An 18,933-nucleotide genomic window follows, 5' to 3' on the forward strand; every position below is an offset into this window, starting at 1 on the left:
GGAATTTGTCGAAACTTGTCACTTGGATCCATAATAATAATAATAATCACTATTTTGAACTTCTTTATGATTTAAAACCACACCAAGTAGCTTGCTTTGGGCATTTTCAAGCAATTCTTTTCCCTTTTTTGCTTGATCGATTTCTGTTTTTTCACTATACACAACCAAAATTGAACCGTCACACTGATTGGCAAGGATCTGCGGGTCAGCTACCGCTAATAATGGTGGGGTATCGAAAATAATATATTCGAATTCAGCCTTTGCATCCTCAATAAATTGTTCCATTGATTTTGAGCTTAATAACTCAGCAGGATTAGGCGGAATCGGTCCACTCGTCAGGATATATAAATCCTGCTCTCCTGTTTCAAGCACCGTTTTTTCAAGTGCCCTTTGCTTTGTTAATACAGTCGTAAAGCCAAACAAGTTATTCACACCAAAAGTATGGTGAACTGTTGGTTTACGAAGGTCGGCATCAACAAGTAAAACTTTCTTACCCAACTGTGCAAATGTAACCGCAAGATTGGCAGCAGTCGTTGACTTCCCTTCAGCAGGTCCTGAAGAAGTAACCATGATTGATCTTATTTCTTGATCAATCGAGGAATACTGGATATTTGTCCGAATCGTCCGGTATTGCTCCGAAATTGGTGACTTCGGATCGATCGCCGTCACAAGCTTACGACTTGCATCTTTACTGGTAAGTTTTTTCTTTTTAAGAGCCAAGTGTCTCACCTCTTACTGTTGATTTTTTAGTTCCACGACGTGCTGCCGCTTCTTCCATCTTTTGATCATCAATCGTTGCAATCACGCCTAAGATTGGAAGTTCTAAGATTTTTTCAACATCTTGTTCGTTTTTAATCGTGTTATTAAAGTACTCAAGTAAGAATGAAAGTCCGACACCAGCCATTAACCCAACAACGATCGCAATTGCGACATTTAATAATGGTCTTGGTTTAATTGGATTAGGGTTTTCAGTAATATCTGCTTTAGCTAAGATGCTTACATTATCAACATTCATGATATTCTTTATTTCTTTTTTGAATACTTCCGCCGTTTTGTTAGCAATTTGTGCGGCTACATCTGCATTGGGATCCTGAACCGACAAGTTGACAACTTGCGAATCCTTTTCACTGCCCACTGTTATCTTTCCTTTTAATTGTGCAGCCGTCAGGTTTAAATCAAGTTCTTCTGAAACCTTATCTAATATTGCCGGACTTGTAATGATTACATTATAGGTGTTAATTAATTGAAGGTTTGTTTGTACTTGATTCGAGTTGTATAAAGATTGTTCATCTTTCTTTTGGTTCACAAGAATTTGTGTAGAAGCTTGATAAATCGGGGTTAAGAAAAAGTAACTTACCACTCCACTAACAATTGCAGCAACTAAGGTTATCGACACGATTAATAGCAATCGTTTTTTTAATGTTTCAAGCAGTTCTTTTAAACTAATTGTCTCTTCCATTTGGGCCTCCTAAATATTACGATACAAAACGTTGTTAATTATATCATAAATTGTCATCTTTTTGGTTTTTTTGTCTAATTAATTATTACTCTATCTATTAAACACCCTTTTTACAGAAATTTGAAGAGCAAATGACTATTTGGCAGTAATTTCTTTTTTGTTAACTAGCTAAACTAATATGAATACTTCCTTGTAAATATTTGTAGATTAAAATCGAAATGGAGAAAATTTTCGATTCCCTTCTGCTATAATTGTTATGCAATCTATTTTTGGGGGTATCTATCGTTATGCTGAAATTTTTAACGGCATTATTAGCCGTCGGATTCCTTATTACGCTCTATTTAGGTCAATCCCATTGGGACCAAGAACGCCAAGCAACGGCAAAAAGCAAACCATTTCATCAGTCATCCACATCCAAGATAGATGATCAGAACCCTGAAGAACAGGAATTACTCAATCTCACTAGTAATTGGCCTGCCAACGCCGTAGATCAATTTAAGCAATCCTTAAAAGAGGACAAGCCGTTTACAATTCTCTTTGCTGGTTCTCCTGCGATTGGTTCTGAGACGGCTGGTTCTTTTCCACTCATTAAGGAGAAGCTAATCAAAACATTTGGCGAGCAGCATATCAAAGTAGAGCTCAAAACCTTTAACTTAACATCCACTCAATTTCTTTATCAGAAGAAACAAGCGGAAATTGCGGCAGTGAATGCAGATTTAATTATATTTGAGCCGTTTATTCAAAAGAATAATGGGGAAGTACTAATTAAAGATACCTTACAAAATACATCTGAGATTATTGATGACATTCAAGCGGACAAACCTGAAACAGCCTTTATCCTGCAGCCATCCTTCCCGCTTTATCAAGCAGAAATCTACCCACACCAGGTAGCCGAGTTAAAGAAGTATGCACAGGAAAAGCAACTTACCTATCTCGACCATTGGACAGCATGGCCTGATTCAAATACTGTAGCAATGAAAGACTATCTCCAACCTGACATGAGTGCCCCAAATGTAAAAGGCGACCAATTGTGGAGTGAGTACATACTGAAATTTTTAACTAACAGCAAGAACGAATCAGAATAATGAATCGCTTTTTATTCAGGTGATCGCAAGATCAAAGCTATTTAAAAACAGGCCAACCCTATTAAAGTGGAATTTAGTTTATTGTTTACCAGATGCAAACGTTACCAATATTAATACACTATATAATAGAAGAAACTAGGATTTTTTATCGTATTCTTCAACTAACAAAAGGCTGTCGAGTTTTGTTTCGACAGCCCTTTGTTTATATATGTGATTAGCCGACCATCAACTTTTTCAGGTCTGCTGTTAAGTCTGCAATTAGTTTTTCTGGGGTGATTCCATTCTCACTTTTTCCCGTTTCGTATGCCTTTCTCACGATCTCTGAGAAATTATCAACATTGACTCTATTAGTCCCCTTCTTCAACTCCACCTCTCGTCCTCCTTATGTTTATTATAATTCCTTATTTTACTAGAACCATTGCAAGATGTATATGTCCTTTTAGTAGGATTATGTTGAAATTAAGTGAAATTTGTAAAAGATTGTTTTTAGGTCTTTGGAATGATGTCAGCTGAAAAGGGGGTATAGGTTTAGGAGTATATTACTGGGAGGTTACTTCCATTCTGGCGCTAGTATCGCGGTGATTTTCTATTAAATTCGCTAAATTGATTGATAATTCCGCTAATATCGCCTTTTTCGCTATCAAATCAGGAAAGATTTACAATTTTTTCACCGAAACACTAGCAAACTATGGTAAAATTAAAAAAATGTGTAGAAAAAGAGGTGATTTGCTAGATGAAGAAAACCATTGTTCGCGCCTTATCGACAGCTGCCCTGCTTTCGACCGTTTTTGCAGGAACTGCCCTGGCCGATACATACAAGGTCCAAAAAGGCGATAGCTTATCGAAAATCGCTCAAAAATACCATACGAGTGTCAAAGATATAAAATCAGCAAACGGATTGAAATCGGATTTTATCTCCGTCAATCAAATGCTCAAGATTACAGTAGCTAGCAAACAGGCTCAAGCTTCACAGCCAGCCACTTACACCGTTGTAAAAGGTGATGCCTTAATTAAGATTGCCAACCGTTTTCACGTGACTGTTGGTGAACTAAAGCTGTGGAACAAGCTTGATACGACGATTATTCATATCGGGCAAAGGCTCACGGTGGCAGCCCCTAAACAGACAGCTACCACAGTAAAACCAGCTACGAACCCAACTACGCAAACGGTAAAGCCGAAAACAGTTGCAGCCAAACCGCAGACAACTACAACAGCGACCAGTGTCTATACCGTAAAAAGAGGCGACTATCTTGGCAAGATTGCTGGGAACCATAAAACAACGGTGAGCAATTTGAAGTCACTTAACAGCCTAAAATCCGACATGATTTATGTTGGCCAAAAGATTAAGGTTCCAGCCCAGAAGGCTCCAGTAGCTCCTGTGAAACCTGCCACATCGAAGCCGCCCGTGACGACCACACCGCCGAAAACACCGGCTACTTCACTACCTGTTGTACAGACGGAAGTGACGGATTATATCGTTAAAAGCGGGAATACGCTTGGGGGAATCGCTGGGCACTATCAGCTTACCGTCAAGGAATTAATGGCGCTCAATAAACTAAGCTCTGATCGACTTTTTGTCGGCCAAAAGCTGAAGGTTCCTGCGACTGCGACTGTGACTGTGACCGGGCCGAAGACTGAACCAACGGTTGACTCTGATTTCGCGCCGAAGATAATCGCGAGTGCCAAGAAACAAATCGGTGTTCCTTATGTCTGGGGCGGCAGTACTCCGGCTGGCTTTGACTGCAGCGGGTTTGTTTATTATGCTGCCAAGCAATCAGGGATGGAGATTAGCCGTACTTCAGCTGCAGGCTTCTATGACCGTACTTATTATGTCGATACGCCAAAACCGGGTGATATTGTCTTTTTCGAAAATACATATAAAAAAGGTATTTCTCATTTGGGAATTTACCTCGGCAACAACCAATTCATCCACGCCAATGATTCAGGCGTAATGATTTCCAATTTGCAAAGCCCTTATTACCAAGCCCACTTCGAGAGCTTTAAAAGATTTTATTAACAATTTTACATTTAGTCCGAATTTTTAGTTCTTAAGATTCTCAAAGAATACTAAACTAATAAAGCAATAGTAAATATGTTTTAATCATATCATGGTCAACTAAGGGGGCTCATTAATGGATTGGTATTTGAAAGTATTAAAGCAGTATGTAGGCTTTTCAGGACGAGCACGACGGAAAGAATACTGGATGTTTTATCTATTCAATGCAATTGCAATGATTGTCCTAACCGTGTTAGACCGAGTCTTAGGAACAGACCCATTTTTATATGGGCTTTATTCCTTGGCTGTCCTGTTACCAGGATTAGCTGTGACCTTCCGCAGACTTCATGATACCGGCAGAAGCGGCGCGTGGATATTAATTGCTCTGATTCCTTTTATCGGTGCGATTGTCCTAATTGTCTTTATGTGTATGGATAGCCAAGCCGATGACAACCAATTTGGGCCAAACCCTAAAGCCACGTTCTAGTTTTTTAACCGCCTTTTTATGAAGGGCGGTTTTTGTTTTGGAGGCATGAAATTTATCCTTAAAATATAAAAAAAGAAGTCCCTAAGTTTCAAAAAGAAGTAAGTATAAATCCAATAATATTTCATACTTTTGCTGAATTGGTAAATAATATCCTAGAGGTGACAGCATGGAAAAGGATAATCTAAAACTCACATCTTCCGAAATAGGGACTTTATGGGGAGAGTATGTCAATGGAACAGCCGTGGATATTATCAATCGATATATGTTGACTATTATTGAGGACGCGGCAATCAAAGCCATTTTTGAGGATGCAATCGAGACTTTCGGAATACAAAGGGAACAAATGGTTACTTTTTTAGAAAACGAGGGATTTCCAGTTCCGATTGGATTTACTGAATCTGATCTTTATAAAGGGAAACAGCGGTTGTTCACGGATATATTTTGCCTCAACTATTTACATATCATGACATTACATGGGCTGCTCGGACATTCCACTTCATTAGGCGTCTCTGTAAGAAAGGATTTACGGTATTTTTACGACGCGTGTGATAATGACGGGAAAAGAATGTATCATCAAACGATTGAGTTATTGCTTGAGAAAGGAAATTTTCAGCGAGACCCTTTATTTTATCCAGCTAAAAACCCTGAGTATGTGTCCAGCAACGATTTCTTGGATGGATTTTTCGGAAAGGGTCGAACGTTAACAGCGACAGAAATCATCAGTATTTCTTTCAATCTTAAGAAAAGTATTATGGCAAAAACTCTTTCCATCGCATTCAGTCAAGTCGCACAATCAAAAGAAGTAAGGAAATTTTTAGAGGAGGCCGAAAAAGTTGCGGACCAACAAATAAAAACGTTTTCAAAAATTATGCAAACGGATAATTTACCTGCTCCGAAGTCATGGGAAACAGAAGTAACGGATTCAACCGACTCTCCTTTTACCGATAAGCTAATGTTGTATCATATCGGTTTCTTGTTTCAAGCAGCCCAAAACTATCACGGAACAGGATTAGCCTCTGCCATGCGAACAGACCTTGTCGCTGCTTATGAGAAGACGATTCTAAAAAATCTTATGGTAACGAAGAAATGGTTTAATATTATGGTCCAAAATAAATGGCTCGAACAACCGCCTCTTGCACCTAATCGAAAAGAGATTGCACAAGAAAAATAGTAAGTTGTGCCTGTCAACCCCCGAAAAATCTTGATTCACTAGTTGTTCCACAAGCTAACCTACAAAGACAACTGGGGTAACTGGTGACGAAAGGTGCTAAGCTAAATGATAATTTTTGTCATTCACACATATAAGACCTGTTTTTTAACCGCTCTTTTACAAAGGGTGGTTTTTGTTTTGGAGGAAATCGTGAGATTTCCTTTGCAGTATCCAGGATTGATACACGCGAACAATTCAATTGCAGTATCGAGTTTTCTGAGTCTGGAATTTATCTCGAAGCCAAGGATTGGTCCCAGCCTCGCGTGAGGTATAGGAAACGAAGATCGAGTACATTTTTTAAAAATTTCCTGTCCGTACTGTCTGTACTGACCGATGTGGACACTCTGTCGATGATTCACACGGAGGCATCGATCGGGATTGGTGTTCATGCCTATTCTCCATTAGCCGGGGGATGTCGATAACGCAGGAAGTAAAAGCATCAAGACAGAATAAAATGGATAACCATTCCTTAGACGATGGTTATCCATTTCACTTAACTATTTTTTACTATCTCTTGCCGCTTGTTTCCTAGCTTTTTTACTTTGTGTCAGCTCGCCTCCAAATTCTGTATCTGCCTTATTACTTCCAGTATGGGGCTGATTTCGATTGTTATTACGGTTTGTCATTGTATTTCCTCCTTTGTCATCATGCGTAGATTTTCCTTGAAGTTTCAAATAAGCCACAGGTTGAAATAACATAGGAAGGCTCGTTTGCTTCCTAAGACATACATTTTTAGCAGCTAATTTTATAGTTCTTTTTTTCCATGAGATTTATTCTATAAATAAAATACAAAATTTCACATACGTATACATAAATAGAAAAGAGACTGCTTTTTAACAGTCTCCTTAGATCAATCAACAAGATAACGATCGATTTAATCTTATTTTTGGATATTTTCCCTCATAAGGGATGCTACTTGTAGATTATTTTGATTGGAAGTACTTTCAAGATGCTTGATAATCAGTTCTTGTCGTTCCTCAGGATGATTTTGACTTAATTTAGCTTTTGCTTCTATTTTTGTAATTTTTATTTTGAACGGTACAATTCCTTTACTCATTCCTTCGATAAAACTCGGTTCTACTTCTTTTAAATTATATGGACTATCTGGGCTTTCATATTTAATGACCATATCATTTAAAGAATTGAATATTATCTTACTATCTTCGATGATCTCCATCTTTCCATATACATGGATAGATACGTAATTCCAAGTAGGCACTGCCTTAGTGGTTTCATACCAAGAAGGTGAAATATAACAGTGTGGCCCGTGGAAAACCACAAGAACTTGTTGATTTTCAACATCTTTCCATTGTTCGTTCGGTCGTGCAAAATGACCATTTAAAGATCGTTCATCTTTATTTACGATCAGCGGAAGATGAGTAGCGTACGGTTCTCCATTATGCTGAGAAAACAAAGTTGCAAAGCTGTACTTTTCCATAAATTCATAAATAATATCTTCATCATCGATTTTAAAATGTTTAGGTATATACATAATGATTCTCCCTCGTTTCATCTTTTAATACCACTTAATGCCAATCTATTTCGTTTTAGGTGCCTGTGCTTATGTATATCTATCGAAACCAAACTATATTCATACGTTTTTTTACCCTACAAATAGTATTCATCCATATTATTAGCAGCAATCGACCTACAACTCTTTCTGTGTCATAGATACTTCTCCATTCGAATATCCGTCCACATTTTACCTTGCCAATATGTAAATTTTTCGATCCGGCCAATTTCTTTGTAGCCTAGCTTCTGATAGAGTTTCTGTGCTTGTTTGTTAAATTCAAACACGCCTAATTCAATCCGCTTCAGCCCTTGCTTCTTAATCTGTTCCTCCATATATTGAATCGCTAGATAACCAATCCCTTTGCCTCGTCCTTCGGATTCACCAATAGTGATTCCGATCCAAGCGGTCCCAGGCTCTTTTTTGTAGAGATAGTTTGGATCGACCACATAGTTCATTTCACCGATTAACTGGTCATTGAGATAGATAAGATAGATATGATGGTCTTCCAAGCGTTTGGTTAAGTCCTCCAGGGACATTTCATCACGACGTTCCATTTCCGATTGGTTTTGGTTCGGGCGAGTCAACGGAATTAATGCTGGGTCGTTTTCCCAACGATTAAACACCTCAACGATGTTTGAGGTAGGTTCAGTTAATTTTATAAAATTAGTCGTCATTTTGCTCTCCTCTCTAATTTGCTCTGTGATTATTCATCCTTTAAGATGGTGTTTGGATATGGTAGTTGATATAGCGTCTTCCTTTCCAGGATACATGATATAGTTTGACTTAGTTATGATTTTATCATCAATAACTATAAAATGAGGTGTATTTAGTTGAAAGTGATTGAAACGGAACGGTTGATCCTTCGCTGGTTAACGCAAGATGATGCCGCGTTTATTCTCGAGCTTTTGAATGATCCTTCTTGGATACGGTTCATCGGTGATCGAGGGGTGCGGACGTTAGAGGATGCTAGGAACTACATTGTAACGGGACCGATGGAGATGTACTCCCGGCTGGGCTTTGGTCTTTATATGACGGAGCTAAAAGATGAAGGAAGGACCCCGATTGGGATTTGCGGATTGATTAAACGCGATTCTTTAGAGGATGTCGATCTTGGTTTTGCTTTTTTATCAAGGTTTCAAACTAAAGGTTATGGTTTTGAGGCAGCTTCAGCGACGCTTATCTATGGAAGGGAACAACTGGGTCTGAAGCGGATTGTAGCGATTACCTCTGAGGACAATGATGGGTCATCGAGACTGCTTGAAAAGGTCGGAATGAAGTTTGAAGAGATGATTGTGCTCGCTCATGATCCGGAGGAGCTTAAGTTGTTTGGGGTTGATTTTTAAGTAGGTTTTCAATAGAAAATACCTACAGTTCATATTAAGCCGTTCTCATTTGGAGTACCCGCAACTATAAAAACATTTATAAAAGCAATGCTTTAGATAGCGCATTGCTTTTTTTATTGTTAAATCAACGTTCCTGTCAATTAATGTCGAACTTTTTAGAATTATATTTATTTGTTTATTAGAAAACATATATTACCATTGTACTATGAGCTTTAATTCTTTAATTCGTTAATTAGTTAAAAGCAAACCTTTCGAAAGACTGGGACGCAAAGCTACAGGTCAAAAGATAAAAGAGTTTATTACAGGATAAGTGATGAAAATGAAATATAAAGGAAGCATAACTGCGTTTATTCTTGTTCTAATTACTAATTGTTTGTATATAACCTATTATTTTTCTAGAGATGGATACGTTGATACTATTGAATTTATAGGTTTGCCAATAATGCTAACACTCGCTTGGTGGTGTGGTAAACAGTTTGACAAAGTGAAATTATTTATGGAAAAAGATAGGATTCAAAGTAAGGAATTACAAAGAATTAATGAACAGTTTCAAGTTATATATGAGAAATCGCCTATTGGTATTACTCTCTTGGATAAAAACAGCAGACCTGTTATGGCTAATCCAAAGTTACAAGATATGCTTGGGTATAGTGAGAAAGAATTACGAAATATGACTTTTGGTGATATTAGTCATCCTGATGATACTACTATAAGTTTGGGACTCTTGAATGAATTATTGGAAGGAAAAATCGACCATTATCAATTAGAAAAGCGTTATTATCGTAAGGACGGACAATTGGTTTGGGGTAAAGTAACTTCATCTCTATTTCCTGGAAAAAATGATGAATTATCCTATGTCATTGGAATGGTAACTGATATTACTGAACGAAAGGTAGCTGAACAGCACCTTATAGAAGCTTATCAAGAGATGGAAGATCTTTCGAATAGAGATGGATTAACAGGCATTGCTAATCGTCGTTATTTTGATGAATCTTTGATTCGAGAATGGAGACAGGCTGTACACTCAAGTAAACCACTATCGCTAATCTTGATGGATATTGATTCTTTTAAGGAGTTTAACGATACATATGGTCATATGGGCGGTGACGAATGCTTAAAACAAGTAGCAAGTATTTTAGAGAAGACCATTAAGCGACGAACAGATTCAGTTGCTCGCTATGGCGGTGAAGAGTTTGCAATCATTTTGCCGGAAACAGTTATAAATGATGCTTGTATTGTGGCAGAAAAAATACGCTCTACCGTTGAAGAGTTACATATTCCTCATGTCGGGTCTAATGTTAGTAAATTCCTTACAGTCAGTGTTGGCGCTGCTACAATAATTCCAGATTTTAATTCTAATCCAAAGGATTTAATCCGTGAAGCAGATAGGGCACTATATCAGGCAAAACAAAAAGGTCGCAATCGAGTTGAATCATATAGTAAATATAGTGAAAGAAAGCTACTCCCTAATATTATTTAAGTGGATTAGCTTTATTTATTTGACAAGTTAAAGAAGGGCTAAATGTCGCAATAGGCTCCCACATTGTAACTAAAGAACTCCGTTAGTTATATTGCGGTCCCCTTCTAATAAAAAAAACAGATGGGGCTATGCCAACTGTCTTAAAGGAACCTAATTTTCTTTCTGCGACCATTCCAAATTTTCACAAAAAATTGTCTGTTTTCACTTTTAAAGAATTTAATATTAATAAATTTCAACGGTGTCCAAATTTCCTTCATCTGATACAACGGCACACTATTCACCCACTTAAAATTTTTTACGCTACCATTATAATACAAAAATTCCAAAAATTAAATTATTTATACCTGAATAAATAATTAAAACATCTGTGACATTAGAGCACCGTTAGTTAGATTTTCTTATTAAACAAAGGAGACAAGCATACAAATTATACCAATATAACTTTGTAATGAAATTGTAATTTGGCTGTGATGTCACTGTTACACCTTCCTAGTATATTTAAACTATCAAATCACACTAGGAGGTAACAATCATGCTAAAGAAATTCATTCTAGCATTTGTCATTATCGTTTCTTGCGGCTCTTTGTTTGCTAACATGGGTGATAAAGCGGAAGCAGCATATTATAATTCAAAAGCAGTTTCGGTTGCAAAGTCTAATTTAGGAGTACCTTATCGTTGGGGCGGAATGTCACAATATGGCTTTGATTGTTCAGGACTTGTTAAATATTCCTATGCAAAAGCTGGAAGAACGCTAAACCGTACAGCGGCTCAAATGTTCTATGGAAACGGATATCGTATCTATAATTATATCCAGCCAGGAGATTTAATGTTCTTTGCTCCAACCAAAGCAAGTCGCCCGACACATGTTGCCATGTATATCGGTAATGGTAAAATGATTATGTCTTCTTCATCAAAAGGAGTCATGATTACAAGCACAAACAACCCATATTGGCATCCAAGATATATTGGGACAAAACGCGTTTAAAGACCATCTAGGAAGTTAACTATAGATAAGTATCAATAAGTATTAAATTTAAAAGCCTGTATTGATGATAACTAAGTTATCATCGATACAGGCTTTTTCTTTTTTAAACTAAATCCCCCGTTAGCTTAACAAATAGATTAATTATTTTGCATAAAACTTAATATTTTTTATTAGTATTTTTCAGGTTCTTCTAGCCTTGGGAGAGTTTAGTGTGTTCTTGCCCACTACGCTACCCCTAACTTAATGGCTTTTGGGAACCATGTGGAACGTAAAACGGTGGCACCTTAATCCATCCGCGTTTGCGCATTAAATGTTTTAATCTAGTTGCGAAAGCAAATTTCTCTGCTTGAAACTGAATAAACAATAAACCGACATCTGTACGAATTGATTCGGAAGCAGCACCAGCAGCACGCATAATTAAACTAATGATTTTTAAAGATAATTCGTTTGCAATCACATCATCCGTTAATCTAACACCAAGTGGAATACTGTTAGGGTCTGATTTTGGCATATCTTCAGGGGCAGGAGGTAACGTAATTCCTTCCTTAATCATGAAATCATGGAGCCGTTCCCTTTGACTGGCCCCTAGTTTCATATCTTCTTCAAGTATTGCTTTTAGTTCATCATCCGTCGTGGTATTAATACCTGCTTGAACAGATACTTTGGCTAATTCAAGTCCAGCTAAGTAAATCCAGCATGACATCACTTCTCCGACATGAAGAGGTTGGTCTTCGTCTTGAACTGTCAGTGATTTCATGGCATCCATGATTGTTTCCATTATATTTACCATGGGACTCCCTCCTGATCTGGTAGTAAACTATACATATTCTTTGTATAGAAAGATTTTTTATACAGGGAGTACTCACCAACATTTTGGGAATTTTGTCAAAAATACAAATTTCAACCTAAAAAAGTCGATTTCCTCTATTGATAAGGAAGTAACAAATTTATTAAAAGTTCAGTTCGCTATGCTCGTTTAATGGTCATTGTCTAATTAATTTTAATTCCTCCGTGAAGGGAGCAGGAAAAATCCTACTTATCAGTTTTACTAACAATGTGTTAAGTTTTATTAATTTTTCATTAGATGTAAATTCAAATATAATTAACGTAATGATAGGTATTAAAATCACTCTTTAATTTATATTTAAAACTCGAAATCTTTAGAGAAATATATTGTCGAAAGAGAGAGACATCTAGAATGGAAAACACCACTCATGTTTTGATTAATATACTCGCTATATTGTTCAATATCCTATTTCTACAATACACCTTATATAAAAGGAATATTGAGCAGCTTCAAATCGAAAGAGCGGTTTTCGTGATGATTGGTGTGATGATCGCAACGAACATCCTATTTCCCATCGAATTGGGAAACGGATTCATCTTTAACCTGAGTCTAATCCCTCTGGCTTTTGGGAGTTTCTATGCCATGAGATTTATCAGAGTTTGGTTTTTCCTCCTATTCCTGTTCCTTGTCCTGCGGTTTCTGGAGGGCAACGATTATTTATGGCTCACTATTTCAACGGTTCTGCTTTTTTGTCTACTGTTCACCCTGTTTCGAAACCGCTTTCAAATTCTTGCGATGAAAGAGAGACTGCTCTTTCTTGCCGCGTTCATGCTGTTTATCAGCATCTGGTGGTTGGCATGCGTGTATTATTTTTACCATATTTCCTATACCGCCCTTTTCTGTCTCGCTTATATTTTCAGCCAAACCGGTGGACTTTATGTCTTTGGCTATATTCTTGAAACCGTACGGCAGCAGCATGCTTTAATGAGCAGGGTCGTGAAAATGGAAAAAATGGAAGTGGTCAGCCACTTGGCAGCGAGCATCTCCCACGAAGTGAGGAATCCCCTCACGACGGCAAGAGGATTCATGCAGCTTCTTTGCGAGATGAAAGATGCCGATGAGCGACAAAAGGAATACATCAGTATCGCTCTGCAAGAGTTGGACAGGGCGGATAGCATCATCCGCGATTATTTGACGTTTGCCAAGCCTGCACCGGAAAATATGGAGGAATTGGAGATAAAGGAAGAAATCGAAAAATCTTTGCATCTTATCGAGCCGCTTGCCAGCATGAACGGTGTGCAATTGAAAAAGGAAATCATCGCTTGCAGCCTGAAGGGAAATAAAGGACTGTTCCAGCAGGTGTTGATTAACATCCTTAAAAACGGTATTGAAGCAATGCCAAACGGTGGAGAGCTGACGATTACTTGTTTTCAAAAAGATTCCACCATTAAAATCACCATTAAAGATGAAGGCATCGGCATGAACGAAGAACAGAAAAATCGGCTCGGGGAGCCGTACTTTTCATCGAAAGATACCAAAGGGACGGGTCTTGGTATGATGGTTGTTTACCGAATTGTTGAGACGATGAAGGGAAAAGTCAGTGTAACAAGCGAACAGGGAAAAGGGACAGGCATCACGTTACTATTTCCAACAAATATGGAGAAAGCAATAAACAAATAAAGCCGGATTTCCAGCTTTATTTTTTTGTAGGAATATTTGATCTCTTTCGAAAAAGAAAGATAAATTGGTAACACTTGCGCTTGCCAGTGGTTCCAGCATTCTCGATATTCAGATTTATGGTTACGAATTACCTTTTTCTTTTATATCATATAAAAAAACAGAATTATTAACTTATTAAAGGATCTGTTTAGTTTATTAACCATCTTCGATAACTTTTTCGAAAATTATAAAAAAGAGAAGGAAACAATGTTCCCTCTCCATAGCATTCTATTTTAGTATCAGTAATTTACTTTATTCTAATAAAATGCAGTCTACTACTCCTTAAAATAAAAATACTTAGTTTTTACAAATAATACTCAATCATTTTTGCAAATTTTTCTTTCAGTTTTTCTTTTATAGATAATTGATTGACGTCAGAGGAGGTTACTCGCTTTGAATTTTGGATGTCTTCATTGATGACTGGCTTTATTTTAGAAATAAAGACAGGGTCATGGATATAGCAGTTCATTTCTTCATTTAAATGAAACGAGCGCGAATCAAAATTTACGGTCCCTACCATCAATACGTTTTTATCAATCAAGAATACTTTACCGTGTATCACTCCCTTTTTATAACCGTATACTTCTATTCCCTGTTTTAATGCTTTTCGAATATATGGATACGCTGCCTCTTTAACTAACAGTGCATCCGAATGAGGTGAGAACAGAATTTTAACACGAACTCCTCTTTTTCTTGCATCCACTAATGAGTTCCAAATAGTTCTGTCATTTAGTATAAAATAAGGTGTTACTATAATGATGGACTCTTTTGCTTGATGAAACAGCATTGCATAATCTTGCCCAAGTTTCTCTCCGCTATAATATGCAGTAAATCGATGCGAGGTTGCTCCCTTTTCCTTTGTCGCGCTGTGTATAGGAATATGTTGCTCTGTGTTTTTCTTCCAGTCTAACACAAATTGATGTTCTAGATCTTGAACTCCTTCTCCTCGTATTTGAAGGTGATAATCTCTCCAGTGACCGAGTTTTACTTTTTCTCCTAAATACTTCTTGCCGATGTTAAATCCGCCAATGTACCCAATCCTTCCATCAATAATTGAAATACGGCGATGATTCCGACGATCCAAAGAAGCAAAAAGATAAGGTAAAGCAGGCTTATTGTAATACGTAAAATGCACTCCTGCTTTAACCAATAATTCTCTTTCCCTCTTCTTTAGTAAAATTCCACCCAGCCTGTCCACTGCATAATATACTTCTATACCTTCCTGGCTTTTTTGTCTCAATAAATCTAGAAATTGATGACTTACTTTATCATCAGCAATAGAGAAAAAGTTGATATACACGTAATGTTTTGCTTTCCTTATATCTGAGAATAATTGATTGTCTAACTGTTTCCCGTCCGTATACATAGTAATATTACTTTGACGAATCGGGTATTGGATGGGCTGCTGGTCAAATACCATCCTTTTTTCGGCTGCTGTTCTGTCAATATTACTCCAAGGAAGCATAACAAAACATGCGCCGAAAAATACAAATAGGAGTACTTGAAGGATTTTCCGTATCTTTTTCAGCATATTTAATCTCCTTTATATATTATCGTTTTCATTTTGTTAGTTTTTGTTATCGGGACAAAACTATCCCGTTAGCCCTCCATGGAGCGGAAGTTTCGCAATAATTGTTGTACTGTTTATTCCACTTATTATCAATGTTTTTTCCCATCCTGAAACTTTATTTAATCTATACACTGAGTTTACAAGGCTTTAATATTCAGATGATAGGATTGGTTTATCAACGATGAGGAGGCAGTATAAATGAATGTTCGTGCAATATTTATTGATATGGATGGTACACTACTAAAAGCCTCAAACAACATTTCACGCCGAAATATGGAAGCCATTTATAAGCTCATTAATCAGGGAGTCAAGGTTTTTCTAGCTACTGGTCGACACTATGAAGTAACCGCTCCTTACCATAAAGAAATTGGATTACGAACTCCTATGATCTGTTTGAATGGTGCCGCTATTCATGATGCAGAGACAGGAAGAGCTATGCAAATGAAAACCGTCCGACTGAACGAAGAACGATTCCACCGTCTGACCGCTGAAAATCCTTGTAATGTTATTATCCATACAGCAAATGGGCTTTATTGTAAGAAAACAAATGAAGAAATCGATTATTGGACAACAGTTGGGCAAATTCCGCCACGGTATATTGGAGATTTAAGACTGGCAAATTATCAAGATGTTCTTAAATATAGTGTTCGAACAGGTGGACCAAGTTCTGAATTATCCGCTTTGTTTAAAAAGGAAGCAGAAGTCATCAATTGGAATGACGGGTTTGAAATGGTTGCTCCTAATGTTTCCAAATGGTCTGCTATAAAAAGCTTACTTCGCGCATTTCGAATTAGTCCAAATGAAGTCGTAGCCATTGGAGACGGACCCAATGATATAGAGATGCTTCGTCATGTCGGTACTGGTGTGGCAATGGGGAACGCTAGCGAAGAGGTTAAAGCAGCAGCTGATTTTGTTACAGGACACCACGAAAATGATGGATTAGCTGAGTTTATAGAACGTTATCTTCATAAATCATATGAATCACATGTGATTTAAGGTTATTTAAAATAACTTTTTGTAATATAAAATGACAGGTGTAATCTATTTCGTTAGATTCATACCTGTCATTTTTTGTCATCAATATTTTATAATTAGATAGAAATCAATAAGGTTTATGTTCAATTAATAACACGATTTATATATAATACAATGTAAGAATCACGTGATCAGTACTCATCATAATCAGAAAGGTGATATTAAAATGGAAAATTTTTATCTGTTTGTCCTAATGTGTATTTTACTAATTATTTTACCCGGTCCTGATACTGCAATTGCTACAAAAAATACTGTCACCGTTGGGAGAATCGGAGGTCTTAAAACAGCTCTAGGTACTTGTTGTGCCCTTCTTATCCATACTTCTGCTGCTGTATTAGGACTTTCAGCCATCATTGTGAAATCAGCAATATTATTTTCTGTCTTCAAATACGTTGGCGCTGTTTATTTAATTTATCTAGGTGTTAAGACCTTATGGTCAATGAAGAAAAAGGAAGAAACAGCAAGCGTTGAGATGAAAACAAAAAGCCAGTTTGTAAACACATCTTGTTTTAAACAAGGGTTTATTACAAATATCCTAAATCCCAAAGTTGCTGTCTTTTTCTTAACCTTTTTGCCTCAATTCGTGGACTCTGGAAGCAATACCTTTATACCGTTTCTTATAATGGGTATAACTTATACTGTATTGACTGCCGTATGGTTTTTACTTTATGTCTATTTAATTAATCAGATTAGTTCTTTTATGAAAAAACCTAAAACACAAGATATTATTGAAGGTATCACAGGTACTATACTGATAGGTTTTGGTATAAAACTAGCTCTTGAAAAGACTCATAATTAGCTTATTTTTATTTATAAGGTACGACCCTTGATTTCCCTAAATCAAAGGGTCTTATTTTTTGCCGAAATAAAGTATCTTAATCAATCTTGCTAAACTAGTCGAGTAGAAGGGAGCCTTTCTACCTTGCTGTAAATTGTACTCCACCCTCCGGGGAGAAAGGTCGCCCAATTGGCGACTCAAACCCCCACAGAACCCGGCGTGCGGATTTCCCGCACCGGGCTCTTCAGAAATTGCTTCACAGTTTCGCGTACATCTTTAATTCCGAAAATGGAATCGAAAGTTTAGGACGCTCTAGAGGAAAAATCGACTTAATCTTATTGAACTTTTCCCACGTTATATAGCTCCCTGCCATCTTCCTGTCTACGCAGCTCAACAAGATGCAAAACTACAATTTACATGCAACGCACCCGATGGTTTCAGAAGAAATCTTTAAAGTTGGAAATCTAAATCATTTAAAGTCCCATTCAATATTTATCTGATTTTCTCCGCCAACTCTAAAATAATTCCCTCTGGACCACGAACGTAGCATAACTTATAGCTTTCTTCATATTGCTGTATCTCACTAAAGATTTCCGTGCCCCTCTTTTTCAATTTTGCAACAATAGCTTCAATATCTTCAACAGCAAAGCAAATATGTCGGATACCCAGCGTATTTGCAAAGGGTTGCTGAATATCTTTTTCATCTGATGGCGTGTAAAATTTGACTAGCTCTATCCATGCCTGACCATCTGGCATCCCCAATCCTACACATGCCGTTTTAACATCACTAAGCCCAACTATTCTGTCCAACTGTTCTCCATCCAATTCCCATTCCGCTTGCACTACAAGTCCTAAATCAAGAAAAAACGCTTTAGCCTCTGAAAGATCATTTACGTTTATACTCACATGATCTATTCTATTGATCTTCATATCTCATACCTCCTATGTTCCTGTTATTTTCAATACCTGTATTCGTGTAAGGTTTGTTTAAATTCTAATTCGCTTAAAACAGGAAATATCCTTCTTCAACAAACCTGTCAGTTAGTTTATGTACATTACTTCACATCTTCTGCAAGGGAGTAAATATCTTATTCCAACCCACAGCCGCCACAGTACCGTCAGATTTAAGACCGATTGTATGAGCATTACCCGTGTTCGTCGCCATATGAACATTACCAGCCGCAACCGCCACAATATCGCGCCAGCCGCTTACATCACATTGGCCATATTTATTATCACCCACAGCCGTCACCGTTCCGTCAGATTTAAGACCAACGGTATGACGACGACCGGCTGCTATGGTATCTTTAGGCCACCGTTTCACATTTAACGCCGCTTCTTTCGGTGAAATGTAATCCATGTTTTACCTCCTTGAAAACAAGACCTATTTTATAATAGTATCAATTTTGCTTGTCATACTAACCTGCACGGTAGTGGAACAAGCAAAAGGAGCCGCAACTACAACTCCTTGTTTCGCTCAAGCACC

20 protein-coding genes, 1 pseudogene and 1 riboswitch are annotated in these 18,933 nt (G+C 37.4%); of the genes and pseudogenes, 11 read left to right on the plus strand and 10 right to left on the minus strand.

All coding sequences use genetic code 11. The features are described from left to right. Positions 1-18: 18 nt before the first annotated feature. Entirely contained in the window at positions 19-720 is a 702-nt protein-coding gene (locus tag ACSU6B_RS17615; RefSeq protein ID WP_410887188.1) for a CpsD/CapB family tyrosine-protein kinase, read from the minus strand. After that, positions 710-1,459, minus strand: a complete 750-nt coding sequence (locus tag ACSU6B_RS17620) for a YveK family protein (RefSeq protein WP_410887190.1) — start codon at positions 1,457-1,459, stop codon at positions 710-712. Before ACSU6B_RS17620 ends, ACSU6B_RS17615 begins: the two co-directional genes overlap by 11 nt. A gap of 287 nt (positions 1,460-1,746) precedes the next feature. Here ACSU6B_RS17620 and ACSU6B_RS17625 point away from each other — a divergent pair, with 287 nt between their 5' ends. Next, the gene (locus ACSU6B_RS17625; protein ID WP_410887192.1) at positions 1,747-2,544 is read left to right on the plus strand and encodes an SGNH/GDSL hydrolase family protein; all 798 of its coding nucleotides are present in this window, start codon (positions 1,747-1,749) and stop codon (positions 2,542-2,544) included. A gap of 214 nt (positions 2,545-2,758) precedes the next feature. On the opposite strand, the gene ACSU6B_RS17630 is transcribed toward ACSU6B_RS17625, so the two are convergent. Then, on the minus strand, positions 2,759-2,914 hold the full coding sequence (locus tag ACSU6B_RS17630; protein WP_410887194.1) for a hypothetical protein: 156 nt from the start codon (positions 2,912-2,914) through the stop codon (positions 2,759-2,761). Positions 2,915-3,277: 363 nt separating this feature from the next. Between ACSU6B_RS17630 and ACSU6B_RS17635 the strand changes: the two genes are divergently transcribed. The 3 genes from ACSU6B_RS17635 to ACSU6B_RS17645 all read left to right on the plus strand — a co-directional run bounded on the left by ACSU6B_RS17635 (position 3,278) and on the right by ACSU6B_RS17645 (position 6,198). Next, entirely contained in the window at positions 3,278-4,561 is a 1,284-nt protein-coding gene (locus tag ACSU6B_RS17635) for a C40 family peptidase (protein ID WP_410887196.1), read from the plus strand. A 115-nt stretch (positions 4,562-4,676) separates the two neighbouring features. After that, on the plus strand, positions 4,677-5,027 hold the full coding sequence (locus tag ACSU6B_RS17640; RefSeq protein WP_410887198.1) for a DUF805 domain-containing protein: 351 nt from the start codon (positions 4,677-4,679) through the stop codon (positions 5,025-5,027). A gap of 166 nt (positions 5,028-5,193) precedes the next feature. Further along, positions 5,194-6,198 carry a DUF3231 family protein gene (locus ACSU6B_RS17645; protein ID WP_410887200.1) on the plus strand — a complete coding sequence of 335 codons (1,005 nt, stop codon included), beginning with the start codon at positions 5,194-5,196 and terminating at the stop codon, positions 6,196-6,198. Between the two features lie 536 nt (positions 6,199-6,734). Here the strand turns inward: ACSU6B_RS17645 and ACSU6B_RS17650 are convergent. The 3 genes from ACSU6B_RS17650 to ACSU6B_RS17660 form a co-directional block, all read right to left on the minus strand. After that, positions 6,735-6,863, minus strand: a complete 129-nt coding sequence (locus ACSU6B_RS17650) for a hypothetical protein (RefSeq protein WP_285290454.1) — start codon at positions 6,861-6,863, stop codon at positions 6,735-6,737. A 254-nt stretch (positions 6,864-7,117) separates the two neighbouring features. Next, positions 7,118-7,729, minus strand: coding sequence for an FMN-binding negative transcriptional regulator (locus tag ACSU6B_RS17655; RefSeq protein WP_410887202.1), 612 nt, complete (start codon positions 7,727-7,729; stop codon positions 7,118-7,120). Positions 7,730-7,902: 173 nt separating this feature from the next. After that, a complete protein-coding gene (locus tag ACSU6B_RS17660; RefSeq protein ID WP_410887204.1) occupies positions 7,903-8,424 on the minus strand; it encodes a GNAT family N-acetyltransferase in 522 nt (173 codons plus the stop codon). A gap of 156 nt (positions 8,425-8,580) precedes the next feature. On the opposite strand from ACSU6B_RS17660, the gene ACSU6B_RS17665 reads away from it, so the two are divergent. The 3 genes from ACSU6B_RS17665 to ACSU6B_RS17675 all read left to right on the plus strand — a co-directional run bounded on the left by ACSU6B_RS17665 (position 8,581) and on the right by ACSU6B_RS17675 (position 11,558). Continuing rightward, the gene (locus tag ACSU6B_RS17665; protein WP_410887206.1) at positions 8,581-9,093 is read left to right on the plus strand and encodes a GNAT family N-acetyltransferase; all 513 of its coding nucleotides are present in this window, start codon (positions 8,581-8,583) and stop codon (positions 9,091-9,093) included. A 231-nt stretch (positions 9,094-9,324) separates the two neighbouring features. Then, positions 9,325-9,396, plus strand: a riboswitch (cyclic di-GMP riboswitch). 16 nt (positions 9,397-9,412) lie between these two features. Further along, a complete protein-coding gene (locus ACSU6B_RS17670) occupies positions 9,413-10,573 on the plus strand; it encodes a GGDEF domain-containing protein (protein ID WP_410887208.1) in 1,161 nt (386 codons plus the stop codon). A 532-nt stretch (positions 10,574-11,105) separates the two neighbouring features. Then, positions 11,106-11,558, plus strand: a complete 453-nt coding sequence (locus ACSU6B_RS17675) for a C40 family peptidase (protein WP_410887210.1) — start codon at positions 11,106-11,108, stop codon at positions 11,556-11,558. 235 nt (positions 11,559-11,793) lie between these two features. Here the strand turns inward: ACSU6B_RS17675 and ACSU6B_RS17680 are convergent, their stop codons facing one another. After that, positions 11,794-12,348 carry a DUF3231 family protein gene (locus ACSU6B_RS17680; RefSeq protein ID WP_410887212.1) on the minus strand — a complete coding sequence of 185 codons (555 nt, stop codon included), beginning with the start codon at positions 12,346-12,348 and terminating at the stop codon, positions 11,794-11,796. A gap of 408 nt (positions 12,349-12,756) precedes the next feature. Between ACSU6B_RS17680 and ACSU6B_RS17685 the strand changes: the two genes are divergently transcribed. Next, on the plus strand, positions 12,757-14,025 hold the full coding sequence (locus tag ACSU6B_RS17685; RefSeq protein WP_410887214.1) for an ATP-binding protein: 1,269 nt from the start codon (positions 12,757-12,759) through the stop codon (positions 14,023-14,025). Between the two features lie 343 nt (positions 14,026-14,368). Here the strand turns inward: ACSU6B_RS17685 and ACSU6B_RS17690 are convergent, their stop codons facing one another. Then, positions 14,369-15,595 carry a phospholipase D-like domain-containing protein gene (locus ACSU6B_RS17690; RefSeq protein WP_410887216.1) on the minus strand — a complete coding sequence of 409 codons (1,227 nt, stop codon included), beginning with the start codon at positions 15,593-15,595 and terminating at the stop codon, positions 14,369-14,371. A gap of 43 nt (positions 15,596-15,638) precedes the next feature. Between ACSU6B_RS17690 and ACSU6B_RS17695 the strand changes: the two genes are divergently transcribed. The 3 genes from ACSU6B_RS17695 to ACSU6B_RS17705 all read left to right on the plus strand — a co-directional run bounded on the left by ACSU6B_RS17695 (position 15,639) and on the right by ACSU6B_RS17705 (position 17,468). Next, a complete protein-coding gene (locus ACSU6B_RS17695; protein WP_410887218.1) occupies positions 15,639-15,785 on the plus strand; it encodes a YjcZ family sporulation protein in 147 nt (48 codons plus the stop codon). A 47-nt stretch (positions 15,786-15,832) separates the two neighbouring features. Then, positions 15,833-16,630, plus strand: a complete 798-nt coding sequence (locus tag ACSU6B_RS17700; protein WP_410887220.1) for an HAD family hydrolase — start codon at positions 15,833-15,835, stop codon at positions 16,628-16,630. A 205-nt stretch (positions 16,631-16,835) separates the two neighbouring features. After that, positions 16,836-17,468 (plus strand): LysE family translocator, encoded by a 633-nt coding sequence (locus tag ACSU6B_RS17705; RefSeq protein WP_410887222.1) that lies wholly within the window; start codon positions 16,836-16,838, stop codon positions 17,466-17,468. Between the two features lie 471 nt (positions 17,469-17,939). On the opposite strand, the gene ACSU6B_RS17710 is transcribed toward ACSU6B_RS17705, so the two are convergent. Together ACSU6B_RS17710 and ACSU6B_RS17715 are read right to left on the minus strand one after the other, a co-directional pair. Beyond that, positions 17,940-18,377, minus strand: a complete 438-nt coding sequence (locus ACSU6B_RS17710; protein ID WP_410887224.1) for a VOC family protein — start codon at positions 18,375-18,377, stop codon at positions 17,940-17,942. Between the two features lie 157 nt (positions 18,378-18,534). Continuing rightward, positions 18,535-18,807, minus strand: a pseudogene (locus ACSU6B_RS17715) (chromosome condensation regulator); the annotation flags it as partial. Positions 18,808-18,933: the final 126 nt, after the last annotated feature.

The organism is Neobacillus sp. C211 (assembly GCF_051842875.1).
Taxonomy (GTDB): domain Bacteria; phylum Bacillota; class Bacilli; order Bacillales; family Cytobacillaceae; genus Neobacillus.

Coding starts and splice junctions, on each gene's coding strand:
- ACSU6B_RS17635 (WP_410887196.1), top strand. CDS start 3,278: ATGAAGAAAACCATTGTTCGCGCCTTATCGACAGCTGCCCTGCTTTCG.
- ACSU6B_RS17655 (WP_410887202.1), bottom strand. CDS start 7,729: ATGTATATACCTAAACATTTTAAAATCGATGATGAAGATATTATTTAT.
- ACSU6B_RS17675 (WP_410887210.1), top strand. CDS start 11,106: ATGCTAAAGAAATTCATTCTAGCATTTGTCATTATCGTTTCTTGCGGC.
- ACSU6B_RS17690 (WP_410887216.1), bottom strand. CDS start 15,595: ATGCTGAAAAAGATACGGAAAATCCTTCAAGTACTCCTATTTGTATTT.
- ACSU6B_RS17670 (WP_410887208.1), top strand. CDS start 9,413: ATGAAATATAAAGGAAGCATAACTGCGTTTATTCTTGTTCTAATTACT.
- ACSU6B_RS17640 (WP_410887198.1), top strand. CDS start 4,677: ATGGATTGGTATTTGAAAGTATTAAAGCAGTATGTAGGCTTTTCAGGA.
- ACSU6B_RS17620 (WP_410887190.1), bottom strand. CDS start 1,459: ATGGAAGAGACAATTAGTTTAAAAGAACTGCTTGAAACATTAAAAAAA.
- ACSU6B_RS17650 (WP_285290454.1), bottom strand. CDS start 6,863: ATGACAAACCGTAATAACAATCGAAATCAGCCCCATACTGGAAGTAAT.
- ACSU6B_RS17705 (WP_410887222.1), top strand. CDS start 16,836: ATGGAAAATTTTTATCTGTTTGTCCTAATGTGTATTTTACTAATTATT.
- ACSU6B_RS17685 (WP_410887214.1), top strand. CDS start 12,757: ATGGAAAACACCACTCATGTTTTGATTAATATACTCGCTATATTGTTC.
- ACSU6B_RS17660 (WP_410887204.1), bottom strand. CDS start 8,424: ATGACGACTAATTTTATAAAATTAACTGAACCTACCTCAAACATCGTT.
- ACSU6B_RS17625 (WP_410887192.1), top strand. CDS start 1,747: ATGCTGAAATTTTTAACGGCATTATTAGCCGTCGGATTCCTTATTACG.
- ACSU6B_RS17710 (WP_410887224.1), bottom strand. CDS start 18,377: ATGAAGATCAATAGAATAGATCATGTGAGTATAAACGTAAATGATCTT.
- ACSU6B_RS17645 (WP_410887200.1), top strand. CDS start 5,194: ATGGAAAAGGATAATCTAAAACTCACATCTTCCGAAATAGGGACTTTA.
- ACSU6B_RS17700 (WP_410887220.1), top strand. CDS start 15,833: ATGAATGTTCGTGCAATATTTATTGATATGGATGGTACACTACTAAAA.
- ACSU6B_RS17680 (WP_410887212.1), bottom strand. CDS start 12,348: ATGGTAAATATAATGGAAACAATCATGGATGCCATGAAATCACTGACA.